Annotated in this window: 21 protein-coding genes and 2 tRNA genes; 10 read left to right on the top strand and 13 right to left on the bottom strand. The window is 67.5% G+C overall.

The window, feature by feature from the left end; translation table 11 throughout:
• The first annotated feature begins 6 nt into the window (after positions 1–6).
• Entirely contained in the window at positions 7–1,020 is a 1,014-nt protein-coding gene (locus H7F38_RS07500) for an ArsA-related P-loop ATPase (protein WP_187093531.1), read from the top strand.
• Positions 1,017–2,165 (top strand): ArsA-related P-loop ATPase, encoded by a 1,149-nt coding sequence (locus tag H7F38_RS07495; protein ID WP_187093530.1) that lies wholly within the window; start codon positions 1,017–1,019, stop codon positions 2,163–2,165. Before H7F38_RS07500 ends, H7F38_RS07495 begins: the two co-directional genes overlap by 4 nt.
• 31 nt (positions 2,166–2,196) lie before the next feature.
• Here the strand turns inward: H7F38_RS07495 and H7F38_RS07490 are convergent, their stop codons facing one another.
• Positions 2,197–2,484: a WhiB family transcriptional regulator gene (locus tag H7F38_RS07490; protein ID WP_255498399.1), complete on the bottom strand. Its 288-nt coding sequence runs from the start codon at positions 2,482–2,484 to the stop codon at positions 2,197–2,199.
• A gap of 460 nt (positions 2,485–2,944) precedes the next feature.
• Between H7F38_RS07490 and H7F38_RS07485 the strand changes: the two genes are divergently transcribed.
• From H7F38_RS07485 to H7F38_RS07465, 5 genes are all read left to right on the top strand, one after another.
• The gene (locus H7F38_RS07485; protein ID WP_187093528.1) at positions 2,945–5,317 is read left to right on the top strand and encodes a penicillin-binding protein; all 2,373 of its coding nucleotides are present in this window, start codon (positions 2,945–2,947) and stop codon (positions 5,315–5,317) included.
• Positions 5,310–6,206, top strand: coding sequence for a metallophosphoesterase (locus H7F38_RS07480; RefSeq protein ID WP_222618523.1), 897 nt, complete (start codon positions 5,310–5,312; stop codon positions 6,204–6,206). The genes H7F38_RS07485 and H7F38_RS07480 overlap by 8 nt, the downstream gene beginning before the upstream one ends.
• A gap of 67 nt (positions 6,207–6,273) precedes the next feature.
• Positions 6,274–6,347 (top strand) — tRNA-Pro (locus H7F38_RS07475).
• A 761-nt stretch (positions 6,348–7,108) separates the two neighbouring features.
• Positions 7,109–7,238 (top strand) — tRNA-Pro (locus H7F38_RS07470).
• 290 nt (positions 7,239–7,528) lie between these two features.
• Positions 7,529–8,287 (top strand): type 1 glutamine amidotransferase, encoded by a 759-nt coding sequence (locus tag H7F38_RS07465; protein ID WP_187093527.1) that lies wholly within the window; start codon positions 7,529–7,531, stop codon positions 8,285–8,287.
• A gap of 30 nt (positions 8,288–8,317) precedes the next feature.
• Here the strand turns inward: H7F38_RS07465 and H7F38_RS07460 are convergent, their stop codons facing one another.
• The 9 genes from H7F38_RS07460 to H7F38_RS07420 all read right to left on the bottom strand — a co-directional run bounded on the left by H7F38_RS07460 (position 8,318) and on the right by H7F38_RS07420 (position 17,433).
• On the bottom strand, positions 8,318–9,301 hold the full coding sequence (locus H7F38_RS07460; RefSeq protein WP_187093526.1) for an EAL domain-containing protein: 984 nt from the start codon (positions 9,299–9,301) through the stop codon (positions 8,318–8,320).
• Positions 9,298–9,591, bottom strand: a complete 294-nt coding sequence (locus tag H7F38_RS07455) for an EAL domain-containing protein (protein WP_187093525.1) — start codon at positions 9,589–9,591, stop codon at positions 9,298–9,300. Before H7F38_RS07455 ends, H7F38_RS07460 begins: the two co-directional genes overlap by 4 nt.
• A gap of 109 nt (positions 9,592–9,700) precedes the next feature.
• A complete protein-coding gene (locus H7F38_RS07450) occupies positions 9,701–11,509 on the bottom strand; it encodes a cell wall metabolism sensor histidine kinase WalK (RefSeq protein ID WP_187093524.1) in 1,809 nt (602 codons plus the stop codon).
• On the bottom strand, positions 11,506–11,928 hold the full coding sequence (locus H7F38_RS07445; RefSeq protein ID WP_187093523.1) for a response regulator: 423 nt from the start codon (positions 11,926–11,928) through the stop codon (positions 11,506–11,508). Before H7F38_RS07445 ends, H7F38_RS07450 begins: the two co-directional genes overlap by 4 nt.
• Positions 11,925–12,359 (bottom strand): response regulator, encoded by a 435-nt coding sequence (locus H7F38_RS07440; protein WP_187093522.1) that lies wholly within the window; start codon positions 12,357–12,359, stop codon positions 11,925–11,927. Before H7F38_RS07440 ends, H7F38_RS07445 begins: the two co-directional genes overlap by 4 nt.
• Before the next feature lie 4 nt (positions 12,360–12,363).
• Positions 12,364–13,422, bottom strand: coding sequence for a response regulator (locus tag H7F38_RS07435; RefSeq protein ID WP_187093521.1), 1,059 nt, complete (start codon positions 13,420–13,422; stop codon positions 12,364–12,366).
• A complete protein-coding gene (locus H7F38_RS07430; RefSeq protein WP_187093520.1) occupies positions 13,419–15,152 on the bottom strand; it encodes a SpoIIE family protein phosphatase in 1,734 nt (577 codons plus the stop codon). Before H7F38_RS07430 ends, H7F38_RS07435 begins: the two co-directional genes overlap by 4 nt.
• The gene (locus tag H7F38_RS07425; protein ID WP_370531341.1) at positions 15,149–15,484 is read right to left on the bottom strand and encodes an STAS domain-containing protein; all 336 of its coding nucleotides are present in this window, start codon (positions 15,482–15,484) and stop codon (positions 15,149–15,151) included. The genes H7F38_RS07430 and H7F38_RS07425 overlap by 4 nt, the downstream gene beginning before the upstream one ends.
• A complete protein-coding gene (locus tag H7F38_RS07420) occupies positions 15,481–17,433 on the bottom strand; it encodes a glycosyltransferase family 2 protein (protein WP_187093518.1) in 1,953 nt (650 codons plus the stop codon). The genes H7F38_RS07425 and H7F38_RS07420 overlap by 4 nt, the downstream gene beginning before the upstream one ends.
• A 462-nt stretch (positions 17,434–17,895) precedes the next feature.
• Between H7F38_RS07420 and H7F38_RS07415 the strand changes: the two genes are divergently transcribed.
• Positions 17,896–18,942 carry a glycoside hydrolase family 5 protein gene (locus H7F38_RS07415; protein WP_222618522.1) on the top strand — a complete coding sequence of 349 codons (1,047 nt, stop codon included), beginning with the start codon at positions 17,896–17,898 and terminating at the stop codon, positions 18,940–18,942.
• A 13-nt stretch (positions 18,943–18,955) separates the two neighbouring features.
• On the opposite strand, the gene H7F38_RS07410 is transcribed toward H7F38_RS07415, so the two are convergent.
• A complete protein-coding gene (locus H7F38_RS07410) occupies positions 18,956–19,237 on the bottom strand; it encodes an isoamylase early set domain-containing protein (protein WP_187093516.1) in 282 nt (93 codons plus the stop codon).
• 397 nt (positions 19,238–19,634) lie between these two features.
• Here H7F38_RS07410 and H7F38_RS07405 point away from each other — a divergent pair, with 397 nt between their 5' ends.
• Together H7F38_RS07405 and H7F38_RS07400 are read left to right on the top strand one after the other, a co-directional pair.
• Positions 19,635–20,675 carry an NAD(P)-dependent alcohol dehydrogenase gene (locus H7F38_RS07405; protein ID WP_255498279.1) on the top strand — a complete coding sequence of 347 codons (1,041 nt, stop codon included), beginning with the start codon at positions 19,635–19,637 and terminating at the stop codon, positions 20,673–20,675.
• 148 nt (positions 20,676–20,823) lie between these two features.
• Positions 20,824–21,630 carry a putative protein N(5)-glutamine methyltransferase gene (locus tag H7F38_RS07400; protein ID WP_187093514.1) on the top strand — a complete coding sequence of 269 codons (807 nt, stop codon included), beginning with the start codon at positions 20,824–20,826 and terminating at the stop codon, positions 21,628–21,630.
• 134 nt (positions 21,631–21,764) lie between these two features.
• Here H7F38_RS07400 and H7F38_RS07395 read toward each other — a convergent pair whose 3' ends face one another.
• Together H7F38_RS07395 and H7F38_RS07390 are read right to left on the bottom strand one after the other, a co-directional pair.
• A complete protein-coding gene (locus tag H7F38_RS07395) occupies positions 21,765–23,138 on the bottom strand; it encodes a carotenoid oxygenase family protein (RefSeq protein ID WP_187093513.1) in 1,374 nt (457 codons plus the stop codon).
• Positions 23,139–23,239: 101 nt separating this feature from the next.
• Positions 23,240–24,091, bottom strand: coding sequence for a bacteriorhodopsin-like (locus tag H7F38_RS07390; RefSeq protein WP_187093512.1), 852 nt, complete (start codon positions 24,089–24,091; stop codon positions 23,240–23,242).
• Positions 24,092–24,165 lie beyond the last annotated feature (74 nt).

Below are 24,165 nucleotides of genomic sequence, written 5' to 3'. Positions count from 1 at the left end.
GCAGCAATGAGTCCTGACGTACCACCCTCGCCCTGGCCGGCGTCGGCCCGGCGCGCACGGTTGCATGTCGTCACGGGCAAGGGCGGCACCGGGAAGACCACCGTCGCCGCGGCCCTGGCCCTGGCCCTGGCGGCCGACGGGCGGCGGGTGCTGCTGGCCGAGGTCGAGGAGCGTCAGGGGATCGCCCGGTTGTTCGACGTTCCGCCGCTGCCGTACGAGGAACGCAAGATCGCCGTGGCGTCCGGCGGAGGCGAGGTGCGGGCACTCGCCGTCGACATCGAGGCCGCCCTGCTCGAGTACTTCGCGATGTTCTACAACCTCGGATTCGCAGGCCGCACGCTCAAGCGGATGGGTGCGGTCGAGTTCGCCACCACGCTGGCGCCCGGCCTGCGGGACGTTCTGCTGACGGGGAAGGTCAAGGAAACCGTTACCCGGCGCGGTGGCGATTCCCGACCCGTGTACGACGCAGTGGTCATGGACGCGCCGCCGACCGGCCGCATCGTGACCTTCCTCAACGTCACCGTGGCGATGGCCGATCTCGCCAAGCGGGGTCCCATCAGGAATCAGGCCGACGGTGTGGTGGAACTGCTGCACTCCGCCGACACGGTCGTCCACCTGGTGACCCTGCTGGAGGACATGCCCGTCACCGAGACCCTCGAGGCCATCGCGGATCTCAAGGCCCAGCACCTCCCGGTCGGCTCGATCATCGTGAACGCCGCCACCGTCTCCCACTTCGGGGCGGCCTCGCTCAAACCCGCCGCCGAGAATCGGCTCGACACCGGACGTCTCGGGTCGGGACTGGCGATGGCCGGCATCGATCCCGACCCGGAGCTGCTGGCCGCGCTGTCCCAGGAGAGCGCCGATCACGCCTTCCGGGTGCTGGCCGAACAGGAGTGCCGCCAACAGCTCGAGGAGGCAGGTGTCCCGATGCTGCAACTGCCGCGACTGGTCGACGGCGCCGACCTCGGAGGCGTCTACGAACTCGCCGACCACCTGGCCGATCAGGGGGCGGGGCGATGAAGCCGCCGTTGGATCTGCAGGCGGTCCTGACCAATCCGTCCATCCGGGTGGTGGTGACCTGTGGCTCCGGTGGCGTCGGCAAGACGACGACCGCCGCCGCGATGGCGCTCTACGCGGCCGACCAGGGCCGGAAGGTCGCGGTCCTGACGATCGACCCGGCCCGCCGGCTGGCCCAGTCGCTGGGGCTCGGCGAGCTCGACAACGTTCCCCGCCGCGTCGATTTCCACGGCGTCGCCGCGCTCGGCACCGACCCCGGGACCACGGGTGACGCGGAACCAAGGGGCGAGCTGTGGGCGATGATGCTCGACACCAGCCGCACCTTCGACGAGATGGTCTCCTCGAACGCGACGCCCGAGCACGCCCAGAAGATCCTGGCCAACCCGTTCTACAACACGATCTCGACCTCGTTCTCCGGTACCGCTGAGTACATGGCCATGCAGAAGCTGAGCCAGCTGGCGGCCACCGACGAGTACGACCTCATCGTCGTCGACACCCCGCCCAGCCGCTCGGCCCTGGACTTCCTGGATGCACCGCAGAGGCTCTCGTCATTCCTGGACGGGCGGATGATCCGCCTGCTCGGGTCGCCGAGCCGCGGGGTGATGCGCATCGTGGGGGCCGGTTTCCAGCTGTTCACCAAGGCGGTGACCTCCGTGATCGGCGGCCAGATGCTGGCCGACGCCGCCACGTTCATCCAGCTCATCGAGGGTATGTTCGGCGGCTTCCGGGAGCGGGCACAGGCCACGTACGACCTGCTGCGCTCGTCACATGCCGCCTTCGTGGTGGTCGCGGTCCCCGAGCCGGACGCACTGCGGGAGGCCTCCTACTTCGCGGATCGGTTGCGGTCCGAACGGATGCCACTGGCCGGGCTGGTGCTCAACCGCACCCATCCCCCGCTGGCCGACCTCACGATCGCCGCCACCCAGGCGGCCATCGCCGACATCACCGGTTCGTCACCGCTCGCGGCGGCGGCGCTGGGCGTGCATGCCGACCGGCTGACGGTGCGGGCCAAGGAATTGCGGATGAGAGCCAGGCTGGACCGGGCGCACCCGGACCTCGCTGTGGTGGAGGTGCCGGCGCTCCCGTTCGACGCGCACGACGTGGTCGCGCTGCGCACGATCGCGGAGCAGCTCACCAAGTCGGTCTGACCCCGCCCCGGCAGGTTCCTGGCCGGCAGGTTCAGCTGGCGGCTTCCTGGGTGGCGGACGCTCTCGCCTCTTCCAGGACCAAGCGCCAGCTGAGGACCTCTGGCGACTTCTTCAGCACCGCGCGGCGCTGGCGTTCGGTCATGCCGCCCCACACCCCGTACTCGATCTGGTTGTCAAGGGCATCGGCCAGGCACTCCAGGCGCACGGGGCATGCCTGGCACACCTTCGCCGCATCGCGCTGAGCCGCCCCCGTCACGAACAGGGCATCCGGGTCGACGCCGACGCACACGGCGCGCAGGGTCCACTCGGCACTACCGATCGACAAGACGTCCGAGGGTGGGTCGACGCAGAATTCGTCCGTCGTGTGCCGTACGACGCCCTGCTCCGGCACGACGTTCTGCTCCGGCACAACGCCCTGCTCCGGCACAACGCTCAGTGTGGGCCTGACCATCCTGACCACATCCCCTTTCCAGGGCTCCGTAGGCGGAGCCACGTTCACATTCGCGAAAGACCAGCGAGAACGCTCGACAGTGCGGCAAGCTCACGGTCAGTCCCCCCGGTAGTCGTTCGCAACGACACCCGGCGAGGGTGGCCCTGCGGACTCGGAAGTTGTGACGCAGCCGGTCGCGGTCGCGTTCCCTCACCAAGAGCGGCGAGGTTCCCGGCCAGATACGTCTCATCCGGGGGAATTTTGCGCACGGGTCAGGAAACCTCGACCTCACCCCGGCCCCGGCCCCGGTAACCTTGCCGACGTGCGTGTACTAGGTGGTCTCGGCCGATTGACGATCGCAACCCTGTTGGCAGGGGTGCTGGTCGCGGGCCTCCTGCTGCCCTATTCGCTGGGTCTGGGACTGGCCTCCAACAAGATCACCAACGCCCTGGCGGCCACCCCGGACAATCCCCTCAACGCCCCGTTCCCCCAGCGCAGCACGGTCACCGACAACCGGGGCAACCCGATCGCCTACGTGTACAACCAGAACCGGGTGGTCGTGCCGGACGAGGAGATCTCGCAGAACCTCAAGGTGGCCATCACCACCGTGGAGGACAAGCGGTTCATCTATCACCACGGTGTCGACTGGCGCGGGACCGTCCGCGCCCTGCTCAGCAACGCCTCTGCGGGTGGCGGCCAGCAGGGCGGCTCCACCCTGACCCAGCAGTACGTCAAGAACTACCTCTTCCTCGTCCAGGCCAAGACCGACGCCCAGCGGGCCGACGCCATCGCCTCCACCCCTGGCCGCAAGCTCCGCGAGGCCAAGCTCGCGTTGACCCTGGAACAGAAGGAGACCAAGCAGGACATCCTCGACGGCTACCTGAACCTGGTCGCCTTCCTGCCCAGCACCTATGGCGCGGAGGCCACCGCCCAGCGCCTGTTCAGGACCTCGGCCGCCAACCTGACGGTGCCGCAGGCGGCCCTGATGGCCGGCATGGTCAACAACCCGAACAAGTACGACCCGACGAACCCCGACCACCGGGGTGACGCACTGCTGCGCCGCAACCTGGTGCTCAAGCTGCTCTCGCAGAGCGGTTCGATCACCGCCGCGCAGTACAAGACGTACAGCGCGACCGACCTCGGCATCGACAACGGCAGCTCCATCCGCAGCGGCTGCGTGCCGGCCCAGGGCGCGGCCACCAACGGCTACTTCTGCCAGTACGCGCTGGACTACCTCGCCAACGCGGGCCTGACGTCGGACCAGATCGCCAACGGCGGCTACACCATCAAGACGACGCTGGACCCGGCCGTGATGAAACAGGCCCACCAGGCGGCGATCGACCAGGTGTCGCCGACCGCCAACCCCCGCATCGCCAACGTGCTCGCCGTCGTCAAGCCCGACTCGTCGCGGCAGGTGCTGGCGTTGACCGCCAACCGGCCCTACGGCCTGGATGCCACCAGGGGCCAGACGGTGCAGAAGCTGCCGACCACCTTCGCCCCCCTCGGAGCCGGGTCGACCTTCAAGATCTTCACCGCGGCGGCCGCCATGACGGCCGGCCTCGGAACGAGTTCGGTGATCCAGAACCCGGACCCGTACACGAGCACGATCTCTCCGGCCCACCCCTTCCACAACAACACCGACTTCGGCGAGAAGTTCGCTCCGACCGTGACCTTGGGAGATGCGATGGCCACCTCTCCCAACACCGCCTTCGTCAAGCTCGAGGACGACCTCGGCCTGGCCAACGTCATCGACATGGCGGTGGCACTGGGCATGAAGGGCTATTCGCTCAACGCTGGCGCCGTCGACCCGGCCTTCACCGGTAGCACCAACACCTACGCCCAGGAACTGGTCACGCAGAAGGTGGCCTCGTTCACCCTCGGGGTGACGCCGGTCAGCCCGCTGGAACTGGCCAACGTCGGCGCCACGCTGTCGGCCGACGGGCTCTGGTGCCCGCCGACCCCGATCGGCAACGTCGCCGACCGGAACGGCAAGGTCGTCACGCTCAAGGCCGCCGCGCCCTGCGTGCAGGCCGTGACGAAGGGCGTCGCGAATGCCCTGACGGCCGCCATGGGCAGCGACATCGACAGCACGAAGGGCACCGCCCACCAGTCGGCGGTCGCCGCCAAGTGGGATCTGACGCAGGGCACCTCCGCCGGGAAGACCGGTACCACCGGCGACTACAAGTCGTCCGCGTTCCTCGGTTACAGCCCGAGTTACAGCACGTCGACACTGACCTGGGACTACCTCCCGAAGCCGCAGTCGATCTGCACCAATGCCCCGCAGCCCACCAACCCGGCGGCCACGCCGCTGTCCCTGACCGGTAGCTGTCCCCTTGCGCAGGCCAAGAGCGCCGAGGCCAATCCCAAGGCCCAGATCGCCGGCATGTCAGGCGGTTCGGTCCCAGCGGCCACCTGGTTCGAGGCCATGAAGGGGATCCAACCGACCTCGCTGCTGTTCCCACCGGCGGATGACCCCAATGCATTGCAGGGCAACCCGGACACCATCGTTCCGGACGTGACGACCGGCTCCCCGACCGTCGACGCGGCCATCAGCACCCTGACGTCTGCCGGCTTCAAGCCGGTGACCAAGATCGACAGCACGGGCACGTCGGCGCCCATCAACACCGTCACCCGCCAGGACCCGCCGGCCGGGCAGAGCGCGTTGCCCGGCAGCACGGTGACCATCTCCATCTCCCCGGGCCGGAGCAGCAGCGGTGGGTGATCGCCGCCGGCCGGGCCAGGTGGCCGCGCTCGGAGCGGCCGTCGCGGCGGCCACGCTGTTCTACGCCACCGTGGTCGAACGTCGTTGGTATGCACTGCGCCGCATCGAGGTACCGGTGCTGGACACCGGGGCGTGGCCGATCCGGCTGCTGCACCTGTCCGACCTGCACATCACGCCCGATCACCACCACAAGGCGGCCTGGGTCAGCGCCCTGGCGGACCTGCGGCCGGACCTCGTGATCAACACCGGCGACACCCTCTCGCACGCCAGGGCCGTCCCGATCGCGATCAAGGCCTTCGGGGCGTTGCTGGACGTGCCGGGCGCTTTCGTCTTCGGGAACAACGACTTCTACACACCGGTCCGGAAGTCGCCGCACCGCTACTTCGTCAAGGGCGAGAAGCTGCCCACCAGCCCGCCTCTGCCCTGGCGGGACCTGCGAGCGGCCCAGGCCGAGCGCGGGTGGATCGACCTGTCCAACCGCAAGCAGGTGGTGTCGGTGCGCGGTCAGCGGATCGCACTGGCCGGCGTCGACGATCCCCATCTGCACCGCGATCGCTACCAGAAGATCGCTGGAGCCGCCGACGGCGAGGCGGTCGTCCGGATCGGGGTGGCCCACTCCCCCGAACCCCGCGTCCTGGACGACTTCGCCGCCGACGGGTACGACCTGGTGCTCGCCGGCCACACGCACGGGGGCCAGGTCCGGTTGCCCGGCGTCGGAGCGATCGTGACGAACGCCGGCATCGATCGATCACGGTGCCGTGGGCTCTCCCGCTGGGGCAGCCACATGTGGCTCAACGTCTCGGCCGGTCTCGGCAACTCGCCCTACATGCCGATCCGGTTCTGCTGCCGCCCGGAAGCGACCCTGATCACCATGGTTCCCCGCGCCTGAAGCCGGCGCCCGTGGACCGGATGGTTCCGACCACCCGAACCGATCGGATAGACTTTTCACGGTTCACCGGGGTGTGGCGCAGCTTGGTAGCGCGCTTCGTTCGGGACGAAGAGGTCGCAGGTTCAAATCCTGTCACCCCGACGGTGTTACTGGCGGTGAGGCCCGGTTCTCAGCATCTGAGGCCGGGTCTTCTGGTTCCTGAGGGTTTTCTTCTTTTTCATTTTTGCCCCCAATCTTCTGGGAACGTGTGGCCCTCAAGTCCAACGAAATGGCGTCAAGGTCATCTCGAACGGCTCTGCGCCCGTATGGAGGGTCATCGCCGCGGAGGCGTGCCCGAGCATCGTCTGGACACCCTCGGGTTGGCCCCGGCGGATATCGCGAGAGAGGTCGCGGTGTGGCGCAGGTCGTGCGGAGTGATGGTCGGAACGATCGGATCCGCACTCTGGGACCGCTCAACAAGTGGTTCTTCACCCAGCCGAGGACCTGCCGACCGCTCACCTCGGCGACCGCCTCGTGCAAGTCAAGCCGGCGGCGTTCCAGATTGACCGCACCAACCCTTCCACCGCCGCCTGCCAGCCCTCAACAGCTCGTGACGGCGGCCCGAAAGTGACCAACACCATGCCGTCACGTGGTGCAGCTCGGTACTCGCCCTTGTCCACGGTCCATCCGGCCGCCTCCACCAGACTTCACGGCCGCAGACGGTGCGACCACGCAGGTCTCGCCCAACAGCCGGAGCGTTCGCGCTTCCTGTTGGCAGGCCGCGTAGGACGGCTCGTCGCCGACAAGATCGGAAAGGGCGAGAGTCGGGCCAGCTGGTTCAGGGCGGGCACCTCGACCGCCCAGATCGCTCGGCTGACCCCGGCCAGATCATCCAGCTCGGGCTTCCCGTCGGAGTCACCCTGCGGGGTGACGCACTGTGGTGAACAAGCCCAGCGCAGCGATCATGAATCGAACGTACGCGCAGCTCGAGAGGGTGCCTCGACGTCGTTCGGGACGAAGAGATCGCAGGTTCGAGTCCTGTCACCCCGACCAGCGCTCCGACGGTGAGGCCCGGTTTCCAACGGTAGGACGCCGGGCCCTTATGCTGCACTGGCCGTCGTCCTCCACGGCCCCGACCCGCTCCGCGAGCGTTCGCCTGGCTCATCGGCCGGGTGCGCCCGGCCAGGTTCCATCCGATCGGCTCTGGCCTTTTCCTGATGTACGAGGGGAACTGTGGGAATCATGAGGAACCGAACGAGAACCAGCGGTGTCGGCTGCGTTCACGACGAGAGACCGTCGTGGCATCGCCCGACCACATCTCCCCGGCTCGCCCGTGGGCCTCGATGACCGTAGTCACGATCGTCCACCTGTATCCGGCCGAGCTGAACATCTACGGTGACTCCGGCAACGTCCTCGCCCTGCGCAAACGACTGCAATGGCGCGGCTACGACGTCCAGGTCGTCGGCATCGAACCCGGCCGACCCTACGACTTCGCCGACGCCGACATCGTCGTCGGAGGCGGCGGCCAGGACTCCGGACAGCTCCGCGTCGCCCACGACCTGCTCACCCGCGGCCCCGCACTGCACGCAGCCATCGAAGACGGCCTGCCACTGCTGGCCGTCTGCGGCCTCTACCAACTCCTGGGCCAAGGCTTCACCACCCACACCGGACAGGAGATGCCCGGCATCGGAGTGTTCCAGGCCGTCACCAGAGGATCCACCACCCGGATGACCGGCAACGCCGTCATCGACACCCCCTTCGGCCAGATCGTCGGCTTCGAGAACCACTCCGGCGACACCATCCTGGCCCCCGGCCAGACCCCACTGGGCCAGGTCCTGCAGGGCTACGGCAACAACGCCCGCCGCCAGCACGAAGGAGCCATCCACGCCCACGCGATCGGCACCAACCTGCACGGGCCGGTCCTGCCGAACAACCCCGCCCTGGCCGACCACCTCATCCTGGCCGCCCTCCGCCGCCGACACCTGGCCACCACCCTGGCACCGCTGGACGACCGACTCGCGACCGCCGCCGGCGCCGGGTCGGCGCGGCGGGATTCGATGGTCCGGACTCCCCCGATGCCCGAACGGGTCCGGACCCGCTGACCCGTCGGGCAGCCGTTGATCAACCGTGGATCACCTGGCGGGGCGGATGCGGGTCAGGAGCGTCTCGGCCACCCGCTCGACGATCCTGCGGTCGTAGGTCACGACGAACTCGAACAGGCGCGCCTCGTCGTGTCCGGCGTCACCGATGTCGCGGGCCAGCAGCGCGGCGCCGAAATGTGGTGACAGCACAGCGATGTCATACTCACCGACGATCGGGTCGTCGGGGTGCAGGTCGCCTCCGCGCACACCCGCCGTGGGCTCCGCGGTGACCCCACGGCCGAACACCGCAACGAAGCCGACCTTCTGCGCCAGCCTCCGGTAGCGGTCCGCCGTTGCCGTGGTGAAGTTCTTGGCCTCCTGGAACGTCGACAGCACCAGGGCGGTCGTACCCAGCAGCGCCGCCTCGGCCTCCAGCGTCTTGCTGACCTGGACCAGCAGCAGCTTGGTCGATCGACGGACGGTCAAGCCGGTCGTCAGGTCCTCGAACGGCGAGTAGACCGCTTCCGGAACGATCTGCGCCCGGAAACCGAGCCGTCGGACCGCCGCGGCCGGTGGCACCACCCGGGTCGGACGACCGAACATCCAGCCCTGACCCAGCCGGGCCCCCAGGGCGCGTGCCATCTCCAGATGAGTGGCCGTCTCGATGCCTTCGGCCAGGATGAGGCAGCCGGTCCGCTCGGCATAGGCGTTGACGGCGTTCATGATCTGGGCGCCGCCCTGGGTCGGCCGGCCCTGCACCAGGGACATGTCCAGTTTGATGATGTCGGGTTGCAGCAGCGACATGAAGGCCAACGACAGGTCGTCGGCGCCGACGTCGTCCATCGCGATCCGCCAGCCCGCCCTGCGCAACCGGCGGATGATCCGCAGCAACTCGGCGGGCCGGGAGTCCAGGGCACGTTCGGTGATCTCCAGCACCAGCTGCAGGCACGGGTCGACCTCCTGCGCCGAAGCGACCAGGCGTTCCAGGAACAGTTCGCTGACCGTCTCGGGTTCGACGTTGACGAACAGCGTCATCGGATCACCGATCCCGGCCGACCTGGCGGTGCCCAGCGCGTTGCGCGACAGAGCTCGTCGAGTTCCTGCAGGAGGTCCGCCTCCCGGGCGGCGGCGAACAGCAGGTCCGGTGCCTCCAGCGGCCCGGAGGGTCCCCGGCTCAACGGCTCGTAGCCGACGACCGCACCGGACTCGAGGTCCACGATCGGCTGGAAGAGAGTTCGGACCCGACCTGCGGACACGATCGACCCGACGTCCGCCGGTGGCGCCCCGGCCGTCAGATCGCCGGTCATGGCCGAATGGAGCTTCATCCGGCCATCACTGCACTGCTACCCACCTGACGAGTCATCGCCGACATCGCCCCACCCCTCGTCCGAAAAGCCGATCCATTTCGATCGGGGCGTCTATCGCGCGAAAACCTCAGGACGCCGGCACGGGAATGGGTGCCTTCGCCATCCTCGGCAGGTCCAGGACGAAGATGGTTCCCTCCCCCACCGTGCTGGCCACCCGGATCTCGCCGCCGTGTGCAGAGGCGATCGCCTTGGTGATGGTCAGGCCCAATCCCACACCGGGAACGGCATTGGCGGTCGCGGTGGAGGCCCGGAAGAACCTCGAGAACAATCTGTCCACCTCGTCCGGCGGAATGCCCATACCGGTATCGGTGACGCCGATCAGCGCCCTCGGCTCCGGTTCGTCGGTGGTGCCGAGGGTGACGACGACCCGGCCACCGGCCGGCGTGAACTTGACCGCGTTGGAGATGAGGTTGTCCACCGCCTGCCCGAGCCGGCCGGGATCGCCCCAGACGTCCACGGCCTCCGGCGGGACGGACATCCGCAACGCCACGTTGCGCGCAGTTGCACCCGGAGTGGCCGTTTCCAGCGCCGCCACCACCAGTGCCTGCAGGTCAACCGATTCCTTCTGCAGATGAAAACGACCGGATTCGACCTGAGCCGTGAACAGAAGATCGGAGACCAGTCGCAGCAGCCGGTTCGCATTTCGGTCGACGGTCGCCAGATACTTCAGCTGCTCGTCCGACAACGGATTGTCGTCGTCGTCGGCGATCAGTTCGAGGTAGCCGAGAATGGAACTCAGCGGAGTCCGCAATTCGTGCGAGATCAGGTTGACAAACTCGTCCTTCATCTTGGCCGCCTCACGATCGACGGTGACGTCGGTGCCGACGAAGAGGAATCCGTCGATGTCACCGGCGGCATCGCGGCGGGCGGTGATCGCCACCTGGATCTGCATGGGCGGGCGGCCGTTCGCCTGATAGGTGTGATCACCGAGCTGCGGCCGACCGGGGCGGACGCCGGCGACCAGCGCCGCGAACCGGCCGGCCGTCGACGGTGTCCGTGGCTGATCGCCGGATTGGGCCGGCTCCCGCGCCCAGTCCAGGTCGATGATGGAGCGACCGATCACGTCGTGGGCCGCCACGCGGAGCATCTTCTGGGCGCCCGAGTTGAACATCTCGATGCGCCCGGCGGGATCGGTGGCGATGATGGCCTGCTCGGTCACGCCGTCGATGATGCTGGACAGCTGATTGGCCGACTCGCGGAGCAACGCAGAGGCCGAGGCACTGGCATCGGCGTGATCCTGGGCCGCAGCGAGCAGGATCTCCTGGTCACCGCGCAGTTGCTCGACGGCCCGGACCCGAGAGCGAAGGCGCCTGGTCAGCACGCTGACGAAGACGCACGTCAGACCCAGCATGATCGGCGTGAAGAAGACCCTGATCCACTGGCCCCCGGCGAAAGCGGCCGAATTGAAGGCCAGCGGCAGCATCATGGCGCCGACGGTGACGATTCCGCCGAACAGCAGCGGCAGTCGGCCCGGCTCCACGCCGAGCGAGATCACCGGCAGCACCAGCATGATTCCGAACACCGAGGAGGGCCCGCCGGTCGCGGCGCGCAGGAATCCGACCGCCAGGATGTCGACCAGGGGCACGATGGCCGCCGTTCGCCAGTGGTAGGCCGGCCGGTGGAGGACGAAGGCGGCCGCGGTGCTCGCGGCCATCAACACCGCGGCCACCAACACCCCGGCACTGCTCGCCCCGCGGGAGAACGGAAGCGCCAGCACCGACAACGACAACGCGAAGACGACCGCGATGGACAGCTGCCTTTCCAGCACCGAGTTCGGGTCGGACGCGAGCCGGTGGAGGTGACGCACCATGTCGTTCTGCTTCGGCCGTCCGGTGGTCAGGGCGGCCGGCCGCTGGAGGAGCCCGGCCCCGCTCATCGCGCCGACAACTGGATGCTCAACAGCCCGAGAATCTGTTCCTGCAGTACTTTGAGCCGAAATGGTTTCTGTCCGTAGAGGTCTGCACCGGCCAGGCGGCCGGCCTTGATCGCCTCCGGATGAACGGCAGCGGACAGCAGCAGAATCTTGGTGCCCCGCATGCCATCCTCCGCCCGGACAGCTCGGCAGACATCCAGTCCGTCCATGCCCGGCATCGAGACGTCCAGGATCGCCAGGTCCGGACGCAGCTCCCGGATCGCCTCGAGGGCGGCGAGGCCATCGGCGACGTTGGCTCCGACGATCGCGCCGGCCCGGCCGGCCGCCACCTCCACGAGCCGGCGGATGTCTGCGTCGTCATCGGCGATCACCACCAACGGGACGTGCGGGGCGTCGCCCAACTGCTCTGCTACCACTGTCATCTCGGTTCCCATCTCGGGATCGTCGTCGCGAGCAACTGTCGGATCTGCGCCTTGGTCACGGGTTTGGGCAGGACGGCGTCCGCCTGTGGGTAGTGCTCGGGCTCGAGGATCGAGGTGATGGCGATCGGGCAGCCGGGGTGGCGCTCGCGCAGCCGCTTGGTCAGTTCCCAGCCGTTGATCCGCGGCAGCAGGAGGTCCAGCAGCATCAGGTCCAGCGGGATCGCACTCGGCAGCGCGAGCGCCTGTTCACCGGTGGACAGTGCGATGACGGTGCAGCCGGCCCGCGTGAAATACGCGGTCAGCAGTCCCAACTGGTCTGGTTCGTCGTCGACGATCAGCACGGTCGGATCAGGACCGGCCGGCGGCGCGATGTCCGGGGCGGGCGCCGGGCCGGCGGTGGGAGTGGGGGATTCGGTCGGGAGGGAAGTCATCTGCTCAGACCAGACCGGGCAGAGGAGCCGCGACCCGCCGGGACGGTGTGCCGACCTGCCCGATCCCGGAGGTGTCGCGGATGACCTCGAGCGGCTCGCAACTGCGGCCGCCGCCGAATCGCGACCAGTACCTGGCGGTGGCCAGCACGAAGTCCGGCTCCAGGTAGGCGCGGACGTCGCTCTGCGAGGCGAAGCACGCCAGCAGAGCCATCTTCGCATCGGTGAACCCGTCGATCGGGACGAATCTGTTGGGTTGGTAATCGACGGTGGCGGAGGGACTCTGGTAGCACGCGACGGTGGGCACCCGACGGGTGGCCACCGTCGTCGCCTGATGGACGGCCCGATGATCCTGGTGACGATCGTGCGACGAGTGCGTGTAGACGATGCTCGGCGCCACCTCGGCGACCACCCGCTCGATGATCGAGACGGTCGGGTCGGCCGGGCCGATCTTGGTGTCCACCAGATCCTCCAGGAACAGCCGGGCATCGAGAAGGTCGGCGGACGCCAGTGATTCGTGCTGTCGGTCGTTGGGGTCACCGCCCCGATCGCCCCTGGACATGGTGAGGATGACGATCGAGTCGCCGCCGGCCCGGTGCGCGGCGAGCAGGCCACCGACACCGATCTCGACATCGTCGGGGTGGGCGCCGATGGCCAGGATCACCTGACCGGCTGCGGCGATGCGGTCGGCCCTGCCCCGCTCGGCCAGGGCTGTCATCCGCGCCGCCAGGTAGGCGGAGGCGATCGGCTTGGTGAGGAACTCGTCGGCGGCGTGACGCAGGGCGGTGACGGCGTAGTCGACCGATGCGTGCGCCGTCATCACCACGATGGGAAGCTGTGGGCGGAGCTGCCGCACCCTGGCCACCAGGTCGAGACCCGAGGCGCCGGGCATCTCGATATCAGTGATCAGGGCATCGAACTCGTGCTGCTGCAACAGTTCGAAGGCGAGGTTCGCGTTGTTGGCCATCTGCACGACCATCCCGGCCCGCTTGATCAGAACGAGCTTGACGAACTCGGCGACGTCCGGATCGTCCTCGACCACCAGCACGTGGTACGGCGTGGTCATGATTCCTCCGTGACGATGGGAACAGTGGTCGTCAGCGCGGGGACCGAGCTGTCCCGTCTCAGCGCGACCACGGTGACGTCGTCGATCAGGGTGTTCCCGGACGCCAGAGCGGTGACCCGGTCGATGATGTCGGTGCAGGACCGGGCACCGGAGATGATCGCCGCGATCTCGTCGATGGCCTGGCGATCACCGCCGAGCAGATCGAAGAGGCCGTCGCTGAAGGACACCAGGCTGTCCCCCGGCCCGAGGGTGATCTCGCGCTCCCCCCGCGACATCACCCCGGGGACACCGGTTTCGACGCCGAGCGGTAGGTCGTCGCTGACCAACTGGCCGACCGAACCGTCGGCCCTGACGTGCAGGCTGAGCCCGTGCCCGGCATCGGCGTACCGAAGCGTTCCACTGGCGCCGTCCAACTGACCCAGGAACATCGTGACGAAGGTGCCGGTCTCCTCCAGGTCGTGGGTGAGCAGGGCGGCTGCCGTCCGCATCGACTGCCCCGGGCCGGCCGAGAGATCGATACCGCGCATCACCGCGCGGACGGTGGCCGTGACGAGCGCCGCCGGGATGCCCTTGCCCATCACATCGGCGACGACGAACTCGACCCCCCCGGCCCGCGGGTACCAGTCGTAGAAATCGCCGCCGATGGCGAAGGACGGCACGCAGGTACCGGCCAGATCCCAGCCCGCCAGCACCGGAGCTTTGCGCGGCAACAGGTCTCGCTGCACCTTCGCGGCCTGCTCCAGCTGCTGCGACAGGCTGGTCTGCAGGCCCATCGTGTTCGCGAGGTCCTGGAGCATCTCCCGCTCGAGGCGCACCATCTCCGCCTCGGCGGTCGCCGCCGGATCCGCGTTCGCCAGCGCGCGGGCGGTCTGGCGGGCGGCGGCGCCGCGAGCGGCCAGGTCCTTGACCTTGGGCACCAACTGCGCAGCCGAGACCGGCTTGACCAGGAACTCGTCCACCTGATGACGCAACGCGGAGATGGCGTAGTCGACACTTGCATGCGCCGTCATCATGATGATCGGCAGGGCCGGAAAACTCTGACGGACCTTGCTGACCATCTCCAGACCGGTCATCCCGGGCATCTGGATGTCGGTCAGCAGGACGTCCACCGACTCCTCGGAGAGGATCTTCATGGCCAGGAGCGCGTTCTCGGCCAGCCGGACCTTCCGGTCCACCTTCCGCTCCAGCGCGGCACGCAGGAAACCACCCAGGTCCGGGTCGTCCTCCACCACCAGCACGATGCCGGGTCGGGGCGCCGCGGTCTGTGCCGCCTTCAGACGGCGGGGGTTGGCGACGCTCGGAGCAGGCTCGACGACCGTGCGGTCACGCCGGATCCGCCAGGTGTTCTCCGACCCCTCGCGCAGGTAGGTCAACTCGCTCACGGCGGCCCGTGCGATGGCCAGCCCGCGACCGCTCTCGGCGAGGTCGTCCGGCAGCTGTGCGTCATCGAGATCCACCGTGATCTCCTCGCCGCTGTCGCGGAACTCCGCCTCGAGCCGGTCCGGCTGGATCCGTATCACCAGATCGCAGGTGAAGCCCGGGCTGCGGCTGCTGTGCTCGGCGATGTTGCCGGCCACCTCGATCACGGCCAACTCGAAGCCGATCCGGTCCCGCCCGTCGACATCCCCTGCATCGCTGAACAAGTCGGCGAGCAACTCGTGGATCCGGTCCAGGTCGGCCGGCTGCACGCAGTGCTGCAGGGTGCGTTCCAGGGTGGTGGCCGCGCTCACGCGAGGCTTTCGGCCACACTGGCGTAGGACCGGAGCACCCGATGCATGTTGGTCAGTTCCAACACCGTGGTGATCTGCTCCTGGGGACGGGCGATGCGCAGGTCCCCGCCCGCGGTCCGCGCCGTCTTCAGACCGGCGATCAGCGCGCCGAGCCCGGACGAGTCGATGAACTCCGTGTCGTTGAGGTCGACCACCACCCGGGAGCAACCCTTGTCGTTGACGGTGACGGTGATCAGCTCACGGAGCCTGGGCGCCGCCACCATGTTCAGCCGGCCGTTCGCGGTGATCACGGCTGCGCCCTCCTGCGGATACTCGACGTCGAAGATCATCAGACGGACACACCTTTCTCACTCGGTTCATGGGCGACGAAGCCGCGGTACCTGGCGGCGGTGATGACGGTTCCGAGCAACAGCAGGTCGAAGCCGACCCAGGCGATGTTGATCAGGGTGCTGCTGACGGCTGCGTGACCTTCGAACATCCGGATGACACCGACGATGCAGGCGATGAACAGCGCCGACATCGCGATCAACTGCGGCCGGATCAGACCCCACTGCGGCGACCATTCCTGCTTGGTCTTGGGGGTGACGGCGAAACCGAGGCTCTTGCCGAAGTGCACATTGCCGAAAGCGGTGGTGAAGGCCTTGATCCACACCGGGAACAGCGCCAGGCTGTACTGCATGCCCCGCCAGGTGCGTATCCCCCTCGCGATGACGACGAAGAGCAGTTGGTTGCAGAGCAGGAACGGGATCAACCGGATGAAGAAGTCCAGGCTGAAGGCATGCACCGGAAGGACACCGAAGCAGAGGTAGACGATCGGGGCGGCGATGTACACCAGGGCGGCGAAGCCCGACAGGTAACTCCACATGGTGGCGAAGTACATCAACCGCTGCGGCGTGCTGAGACCCTTCTGCGTCAGGGGGTTCTCGCGCATCATCACCTGCATGGTGCCCTGCGCCCAGCGCAGCCGCTGCGTCAACATCGTGTTGAGGTCCTCGGGGGCGAGGCCGTCGGCGAGGGACTCGTGGTGGTAGACCGTCTTCCAACCGTGCGAATGGAGCCGCATCGCGGTGGCCATGTCCTCGGTGACCGAGATGGTGGCCATCGGCATCACCGGCTGGGCTTCGTCGAACCGGTCGACGTCGATGGTCTTGACCAGTGCCCGCACCGATTCGAGGGCGCCCAGCGGCGACCAGTCCCGACGCGCCAGCGCCTCGACCGCGGCGTCGTCGACCAGCAGACCGCCCGGGTGATCCGAACCGCCTGACAGCCGGTTGATCTCGGCCAGATCGGCCTCCAGCGCGGCCAGGTCCGCTGACACCACGTCATGGGTGGCGTCATCGACCGCCAGCTGGAAGTCGAAGGTGATCTCAGCGAGCAGCTCGCCCCTGGCCAGTTGCTGGTTGGCCACTCCGACGGCCGCCGACACCCGATTGATTGCGGTGGCCTCGCCCGGTGTCGCGGCGCCCCGCCTGCGGGCCTTGGTGAGCACCTGGTCCGCGGCTTTGAGGGCCTTTCGAATCGACTGCTCGACCTCTTTCACGTAACCACGGACGCCCATCTGCATCATCGCCTCGCGGCGCAGCACTGCGTTGGAGCCGCAGAAGAAGGCTGCGTTCCACCCGTCCTTGCCCTGCTGGATGGGGCCGTAGAACAATGGCGCCTGACTGCCGAGTGGGTCTTCGGTGGGCACGTTGATGAAGAACTGCTGGGTTTGGACGAGCGCGACGGCCGGGTCGGAGAAGTAGCCCAGAGTGCGGTCCAGGATGGTCGGCTTCGGCACCTGGTCGGCGTCCAGGATCAGGATGAACTCGCCGTCGGTGGCCCCGAGGGCGTTGTTCAGGTTGCCCGCCTTGGCATGTCGGGAGTGCCCGACCCACTCTTCAGAGCGCGTGATGTAGCCGATTCCCTCGGCTTCGGCGGCGGCGCGCATCTCCGGCCGGTTGCCGTCGTCCAGCACCCAGGTCTTGTGCCGGTAGGTGATCGCCTTGGCCGCCATCGCGGTGTTCATCACCAGGTCGATGGGCTCGTTGTAGGTGGTGATGAACACGTCGACGCTGACGTCGTCCGGCGGCGGTCCGGGTTCGGGTCGCTCCTTGAGCTTCCACATGGTCAGGCCGAAGAGCATGCAGTCGATCAGGCTGTAGGTCTCGACGATCACCAACGGCACGGCGATCCACCACTGCGACCAGTTCACCGAGAAGAACCACCGCCACACGACGTAGTCGATGCCGAAGGCCAGCGTGACGACGATGAGGACGCGGATGCCGAACAGCCGCGTCAAGGCCGAGGTCCCCTACGGTACAAGACCTCAGGCGCGACCGGAGTCGCGCGGGAGCCTTCGGTTCCAGTGGTGGTCACCATTTAAAGTTACGTGCGGAATCGACGAACACCGGCGCCTGGAAGCCCCTCTCATCCCAATGCGCCCCCGGTATGCCTGATGGGATGATTCCGACTACCCGGTGTGATGTCCCGCGCCATGGCCGGGCCTTGGATACGGTGGTCGGCGTCCGACCTGACACTCACGATGCCATTTCTGCAGCGCACCGCAGCCATCACGATCCGGTGCATTAGAGCTGTAGTCCTGGTTGCACGACTCGTAGCGCCATCCGCCGAATCGCCCGCGCGAGTAGACACCCGCCGCCCGCAGTTCCTCGTCGATGCGGCGCAGCAGTTCACGACCGGATCGCAGACGATCCCAGTGCCATCGGGTGCCAAAACCACGTCCGCGTCCACCGCGACAATGGTGACCGGCCCACCGCTGACCCGGCTGCATACCTCCGGATCCCGGATCCTCGATGCAGCCGGAACGCCGTTTCGCATCAGGGCCGCCAACTGGTTCGGGCTGGAAACGGCCAGTTGCGCCCCCGACGGTCTGTGGAAGATCAGCCTCGACGGCGGAATGACGACGATCGCCGGTCTCGGCTTCAACACGATACGGCTGCCCTACTCCAGCCAGTGCCTCCAGCAGCGCACCCCCGCCACTGGTATCGACGCGACCAGGAACCCGGACCTGCAGAAGAAGACACCACTGCAGATCATGGATGCCGTCGTGGCCTCGGCCAGGTCCCATGGACTGCGGGTGATCCTCGATCGGCATCGGCCGGATTCGGCTGCACAGTCAGAACTCTGGTACACCGCCGCCTATCCCGAGAGCACGTGGATCGCCGACTGGGTCATGCTCGCCAAGCGCTACCGCAACGACCCGGCCGTCGTCGGTGCCGACCTGGACAACGAGCCGCACGGCAGCGCCTGCTGGGGATGCGGGGTGGCCGCGCGAGACTGGGCCGCGGCTGCGAAGAGAGCCGGTGACGCCGTCGGTGCGGCCGACCCGCACCTGCTGATCATCGTCGAGGGCATAGAGAAGTCGGCCGCAGGAACCTACGCGCAGTGGGGCGGCGAGCTGCAGGACGTTGCGGCCCATCCCGTCGTGCTGGGCGTGGCGCACCAGCTGGTGTACTCCCCGCACGATTTCCCGTCCAGTGTCAACATGCATCCGTGGTTCACCGCGAAGAACTACCCCGCGAACCTTCCGGGCATGTGGGACAGGAACTTCGGCTATCTCCAGAAGAACAACCTGGCCCCCGTGCTGCTCGGCGAATTCGGTACGAAGCTGGAGAGCACCTCGGACCGGCAGTGGATGGGTGCCCTGGTCAGCTATCTGGACCAGAACAAGATGAGCTTCGGCTACTGGGCCTTCAATCCGGAGGGCAACACCGGGGGTCTGGTCGAAGACGACTGGTCGACCCCCGTGGGGGCCAAGGTGACTGCGCTGCAATCTCTGCTGAAGTAGCGCACCCCTCTCATCACACCCGGAGCAGTGAACCCTCACCGGTGATCTCGTGGGCGTCGGGGTCGTCGAACCAGACACCGCCGACCCCGAGGTAGCGGAAACGCACCTCCTGGCCGAGCGGGATGGCGACGCTGACGCTGCGAGTTCCGTTGCTGCGCCTGATCAGTCGGTGAGCCCCGGGCCGCCAGCCGTTGAACGAGCCGACGACGGACACGGCACCGTCATGGACGTCATCTGGCAGCACGAACTGGACCTTCGCTGCGGTCGGATCCTGTTGCTGGATGCGGATGGTCATCTCGATCTCCCAAGGCTGGCGGCCATCCAGAAGGATGAACGCGGGTGGACAGGTCAAAAGCTATTCGGGTCCGCGCTCGAGCCGCCGCGCGCCGCGCCGTGGTGGGACGAGCTGTCACCGAGCCGTAACAACGCCTGCCGGGTGGTGCCGATCCCGGTGGTATCGATCTCCGGTGGTGCCGGTCCCCGGGTTTTGCAGCCTCCCCGGCCGGGTACCGGGTATGTCGGCTTCGCTCTGCAACGACGCAGGCGCCTCGCGGCCGGCGGTGCAGCATCCGCCGCCCGTCACGAGGACCCCCCATCCAGGGCGGTCCGTCGGACCCGTCCGATCACACCGTCGACCGACCGACCCGAGACTCGGGTCGCGTCAGGTCGGCACCGAACAAGGAGAACATTTCGTGCGTTCTGTCACCGCCTACGCCACCCCCGCAGCGAAGGAACCATTCGCCAAGACCACCATCGAGCGCCGTGATCTGGGGCCGAACGACGTCCTGATCAAGGTTGCCTTCGCGGGCATCTGCCACTCGGACATCCACACCGCCCGCGAGGAGTGGGGCACAGCACACTTCCCCCTCGTCCCCGGGCACGAGATCGCGGGCACCGTCGAAGAGGTCGGCTCGGCCGTCGGCAAGTACTCGGTCGGTGACCGGGTCGGTGTCGGATGCATGGTCGACTCCTGCCGCGAGTGCGAGAACTGCCTGGCCGGCGAGGAGCAGTACTGCCTGAAGGGCAACACCGGCACCTACAACTCGATCGGCAAGGACGGCCGGCCCACCGACGGCGGCTACAGCAGCCACATCGTCGTCGACCAAGACTTCGTCCTGGCCATCCCGGAGGGCGTCGCCCTCGACGTCGCAGCACCCCTGCTCTGCGCCGGCATCACGCTCTACTCTCCGCTCAAGCACTGGGGTGCGGGACCGGGCAAGAATGTGGCGATCGTCGGCCTGGGTGGCCTCGGCCACATGGGCGTCAAGATCGCGCACGCCCTCGGCGCCGAGGTCACCGTGCTGTCCCAGACGCTGTCGAAGAAGGACGACGGGCTGAAACTGGGTGCAGATCACTTCTACGCGACCGGCGACCAGCAGACCTTCAAGGACCTGGCGGGTACGTTCGACCTGATCATCAACACCGTGTCCGCCCCACTGCCGATGGGCGACTACCTCTCGCTGCTGAGGCTGGACGGCACCATCGTCAGCGTCGGTGCGCCGGGCGAACCCATGGAGGTTCCGGTGTTCTCGCTGCTGTCACAGCGCCGCAGTTGGGCCGGCTCGGGTATCGGCGGCATTCGTCAGACGCAGGAGATGCTCGATTTCTGCGCCGAGCACCACCTCGGGGCGGAGATCGAGGTCATCTCGGGCGATCAGATCGACGAGGCCTACGACCGCGTGGTGGGCAGCGATGTGCGCTACCGGTTCGTCATCGACACCGCCTCGTTCTGATCCTTCGAGGTCTGAGCCACGCGTCTGATCCTTCGGTCTGACGCTCGTAGGCCCCGTTCCCGCGCGAGTGGGCGCGGGGCCCTTCGTCGGCGCGGGCTGGGATGATGGCGTCAAGGTTCGTCGTCCCGCCCGAGGAGAGTCCCTGCCGATGCATGCCCCGCCCGCGTCGGTGACGGCTGTCGTCGGCACCCTTCGTGCGGCCGGTTGCGTGTTCGCGGAGCAGGAGGCGGCTCTGCTGATATCGGCGGCGCAGTGCGTCGCCGAACTCGATCTGATGGTCGGGGAACGGGTCGGGGGCCGCCCGCTCGAGTACATCCTGGGATTCGCGGAGTTCTGCGGGTTGCGGATCGGGGTCGCCGACGGCGTGTTCGTGCCTCGCCGCCGTACCGAGTTCCTCGTGCACTGCGCCGTTCGATCTCTGCAGGGCGATCTGACGTCGCCGACGCGTGTACCGGTCGTCCTGGACATGTGCTGCGGCTGCGGGGCCATCGGAGCCGCCATTGCCCGCCGGATGCCGGTCGAGCTGCACGCCTGTGACGTCGAACCGTCCGCCGTGCGCAGTGCCCGCGGCAACGTGGAGCCGCTCGGCGGTTCCGTCTGGGAGGGCGATCTCTACCAGCCACTCCCGGCCGGTCTGCGCGGGCGGATCGATGTCGTGGTGGTCAACGCGCCCTACGTGCCGACCGACTCCATCGCGATGATGCCGCCCGAGGCCCGTCTGTACGAACCGCGGGTCGCTCTGGACGGCGGCGCCGACGGGCTGGACGTCCAGCGCCTCGTGATCGCCGGCGCGCCACCGTGGATGGCGCCCGGCGGCCGACTGATGATCGAGACCGGCGAGAGCCTGGCCGCGGGGACGCTGGACATCATGCGCGACAACGGTTTCGACGCCGAGGTCAGAACCGCCGACGAACTCTACGCGACCGTCGTCATCGGACGATTGCTTCCCCGCTGATCGACCCTTCCCCGCTGATACCCCCTCTGCGCTGATACCCCCTCCGCACTGATCAACTTCGACGGCGCTCACGAACTCGTCGACTCACGTCCCACCAGCCCCAGAACCGCCACGTTCAACAGCGCAGCCACCGGTCAGCGGCTGAGATCCGACCCGGGGATCCAACTGGAGTGGAACCCGAAGGGCACCTTGACCGGGAGATGGACGATGGCGACGGGTTCGCCGGTGAAGTCTCTAGCACTCAGGATGTGGAGATCGCTGGCCCCTCGTCGTGCGTCGAACGAGAAGTGCAGGATCCAGCCGTCGTCCTCGCCCGTCGAATCCAGCGGTTCCCCTGATACCGGACGGGGTACGAAGAGCGCCTCGGTGGGAATGGTGCCGGGCGCCGAACGGCGAACCTGCGTCGACCCGGCGATGCTGTCGTATTTGAGCAGCGAGTCCGGACTGTGCGAGGCAATTCGATCGGGTCCTGCGGTGATCGCATAGTGGAATCTCGACGGCCCGGTCAGGTACTCCGGGTTGATCCGCGGAAGCTCCTGCAGATGATCGTCGACCTGTCGTTCGGTCACCGATCCGGCCGCGAGATCGATCGTCCATTCCCAGAGTTGACCGGCCTGGGTCAGCGGATCCGCGGCACCCGAGTCGAACAGGCGCCGGTACCTCACCGCGCGGAGGCGGATGTGGTCGTCCGATTCCTCGGCATGAACGGTATGGAAGACGAAGCAAGGGGAAATCGGGAACCAGCGCACGTCCCCGTTCCCGCCGCGGGGAATCACACCGATTCGACTCTGATGGTTCTCGTCCCACCGGTAGGGGAACCGGCCTGCAACCGCCGACCCCATGAGAAACCGGACAGGCAGGTCGAACATCACGACATGGTTGACCGTCAGCGCGATGTCGTGCATCATCGGCCGACCGCCGAGACGGATGCGCCTCGACGACCGGAGCTCCCCGGCCTGGTTCATCACCGTGTATTCGGCCCACGTCCGCAGGGGCGTGTAGACCAGAGCGTGCAGCTCACCCGTTGCCGGGTCATATTTCGGGTGCGCCCCGGCACCGTGCGGAAGCGCCCCGCCGAGGTCGGTGTAGCGGACCGTCTTCAGCTCGTCATCGAGTTGGACTGCGGTACAACCGGTCTCGACCAGGGCCAACAACATGCCCGCGTGGCTGATGACGTTCGTGTGCACCGTGCCGATCGGGAAGTTCCGGCGCCCGGGGGTACGCGGCTCTCCCAACGCCCTGGTCACCCTGGTCGAACGGATCCAACGGTTGCGGAACCATTCCGCCCGCCCACCGCGCAGGCGAACTCCGCTGACCATTCCGTCCTGTGCGAACCATTGATACCGCTGCAGATCGGTGTGGCGGGGAGGCCTGATCGGATTCGGTCCGATCTGGGTGAACAGGCCATCCAGACCTTCCGGAATACGTCCCGTGACGGGAAAGGCGATGGCCGTGCTCTCCCGGTAGACCGGGGCGAATGCACCCAGGAGGAAGGGGCTCGTCGACATGGCCCGCAACACCTCTTCCTCTTGGGCACACGCCCCGGTCTACCGGATGAACGACCTCACCGATCTGCGTCGGTCAGGACTCGTCGATCAGGACTCGTCGGTCACGCCGCGCGGGTCGCACTCCGCGGGGCGCTGACCGGGGCGTCACCATGACCGAGTTCGAACGCCGGATCCTCCAAGCCACTGCGGATCCTGGCGATCTGGTAGATCACCAGGCCGAATGCGGCCTTGGCCAGGATGTCGGCGATGGAGTAGCCCGCCTGACGCAGGACGAATCCTCCCTCGCCGCCGAAGAACGATCCACCGAACACGGGGAACAGGAACGCGATCGGGTACGCGCACCAGAGCACGACGAGTGCCAGTCGGAGCCTCTTGATCAGCGGCTGCACCTCAGCCGGCTGGTTGACCACCGAGCGCGCCAGTTCCGTGTACATCACGTAGACGATGAAGACGAACGCCAGCGTGGACAGACCGCCCCACAGCAGACGGCCGCCGGTGGAAGACGCCTCCTCACCCGGGTAACCGAGCCCGATCATGACCGCCGCAGCGGGTACCAGTTTGAACAGCAGTGAGCGAGACTCACCGCGCGACAGGCTCATCACCGCGACGGTTTCGATCAGCAGCAGCGGAACGGTCAGCAGCCAGTCGACGTACCGGTAGGCCTCGTTGAAGACGACATTGGAAATCTGGTGCGCCGAGTCCACCGTCGCACCGGCCGGGTAGGTGGCTTCGAAGTTGTTGAAGATCCTGAAGTAGTGGTAGGCGGCGATCCCGCAGACGACCGCCGAGATCACAATCGCGTTCCGGTACCTGGGCGCTACTCGTCGCTGCGATGCGAGCAGGTAGATGGCGGTGAACAACATGCTGGCGATCACCAGGGAGAACAGGTTGTAGACGGTGGAGAAGTTGCTCGCGGTCAAGGATTGGATATGTACCGCGGCGGCGAGAGACATGACTGGGCACCCTTTCTGTAGGGAGGCGATGGCGACCATTTGGTCACCGCAAGCCAGGGGTAGAAGCGTGGAGA

Source organism: Nakamurella sp. PAMC28650, from assembly GCF_014303395.1.
Lineage (GTDB): Bacteria > Actinomycetota > Actinomycetes > Mycobacteriales > Nakamurellaceae > Nakamurella.
The sequence above is the reverse complement of the archived record's forward strand: the minus strand, read 5'-3'. Positions and strand labels throughout refer to the sequence as shown.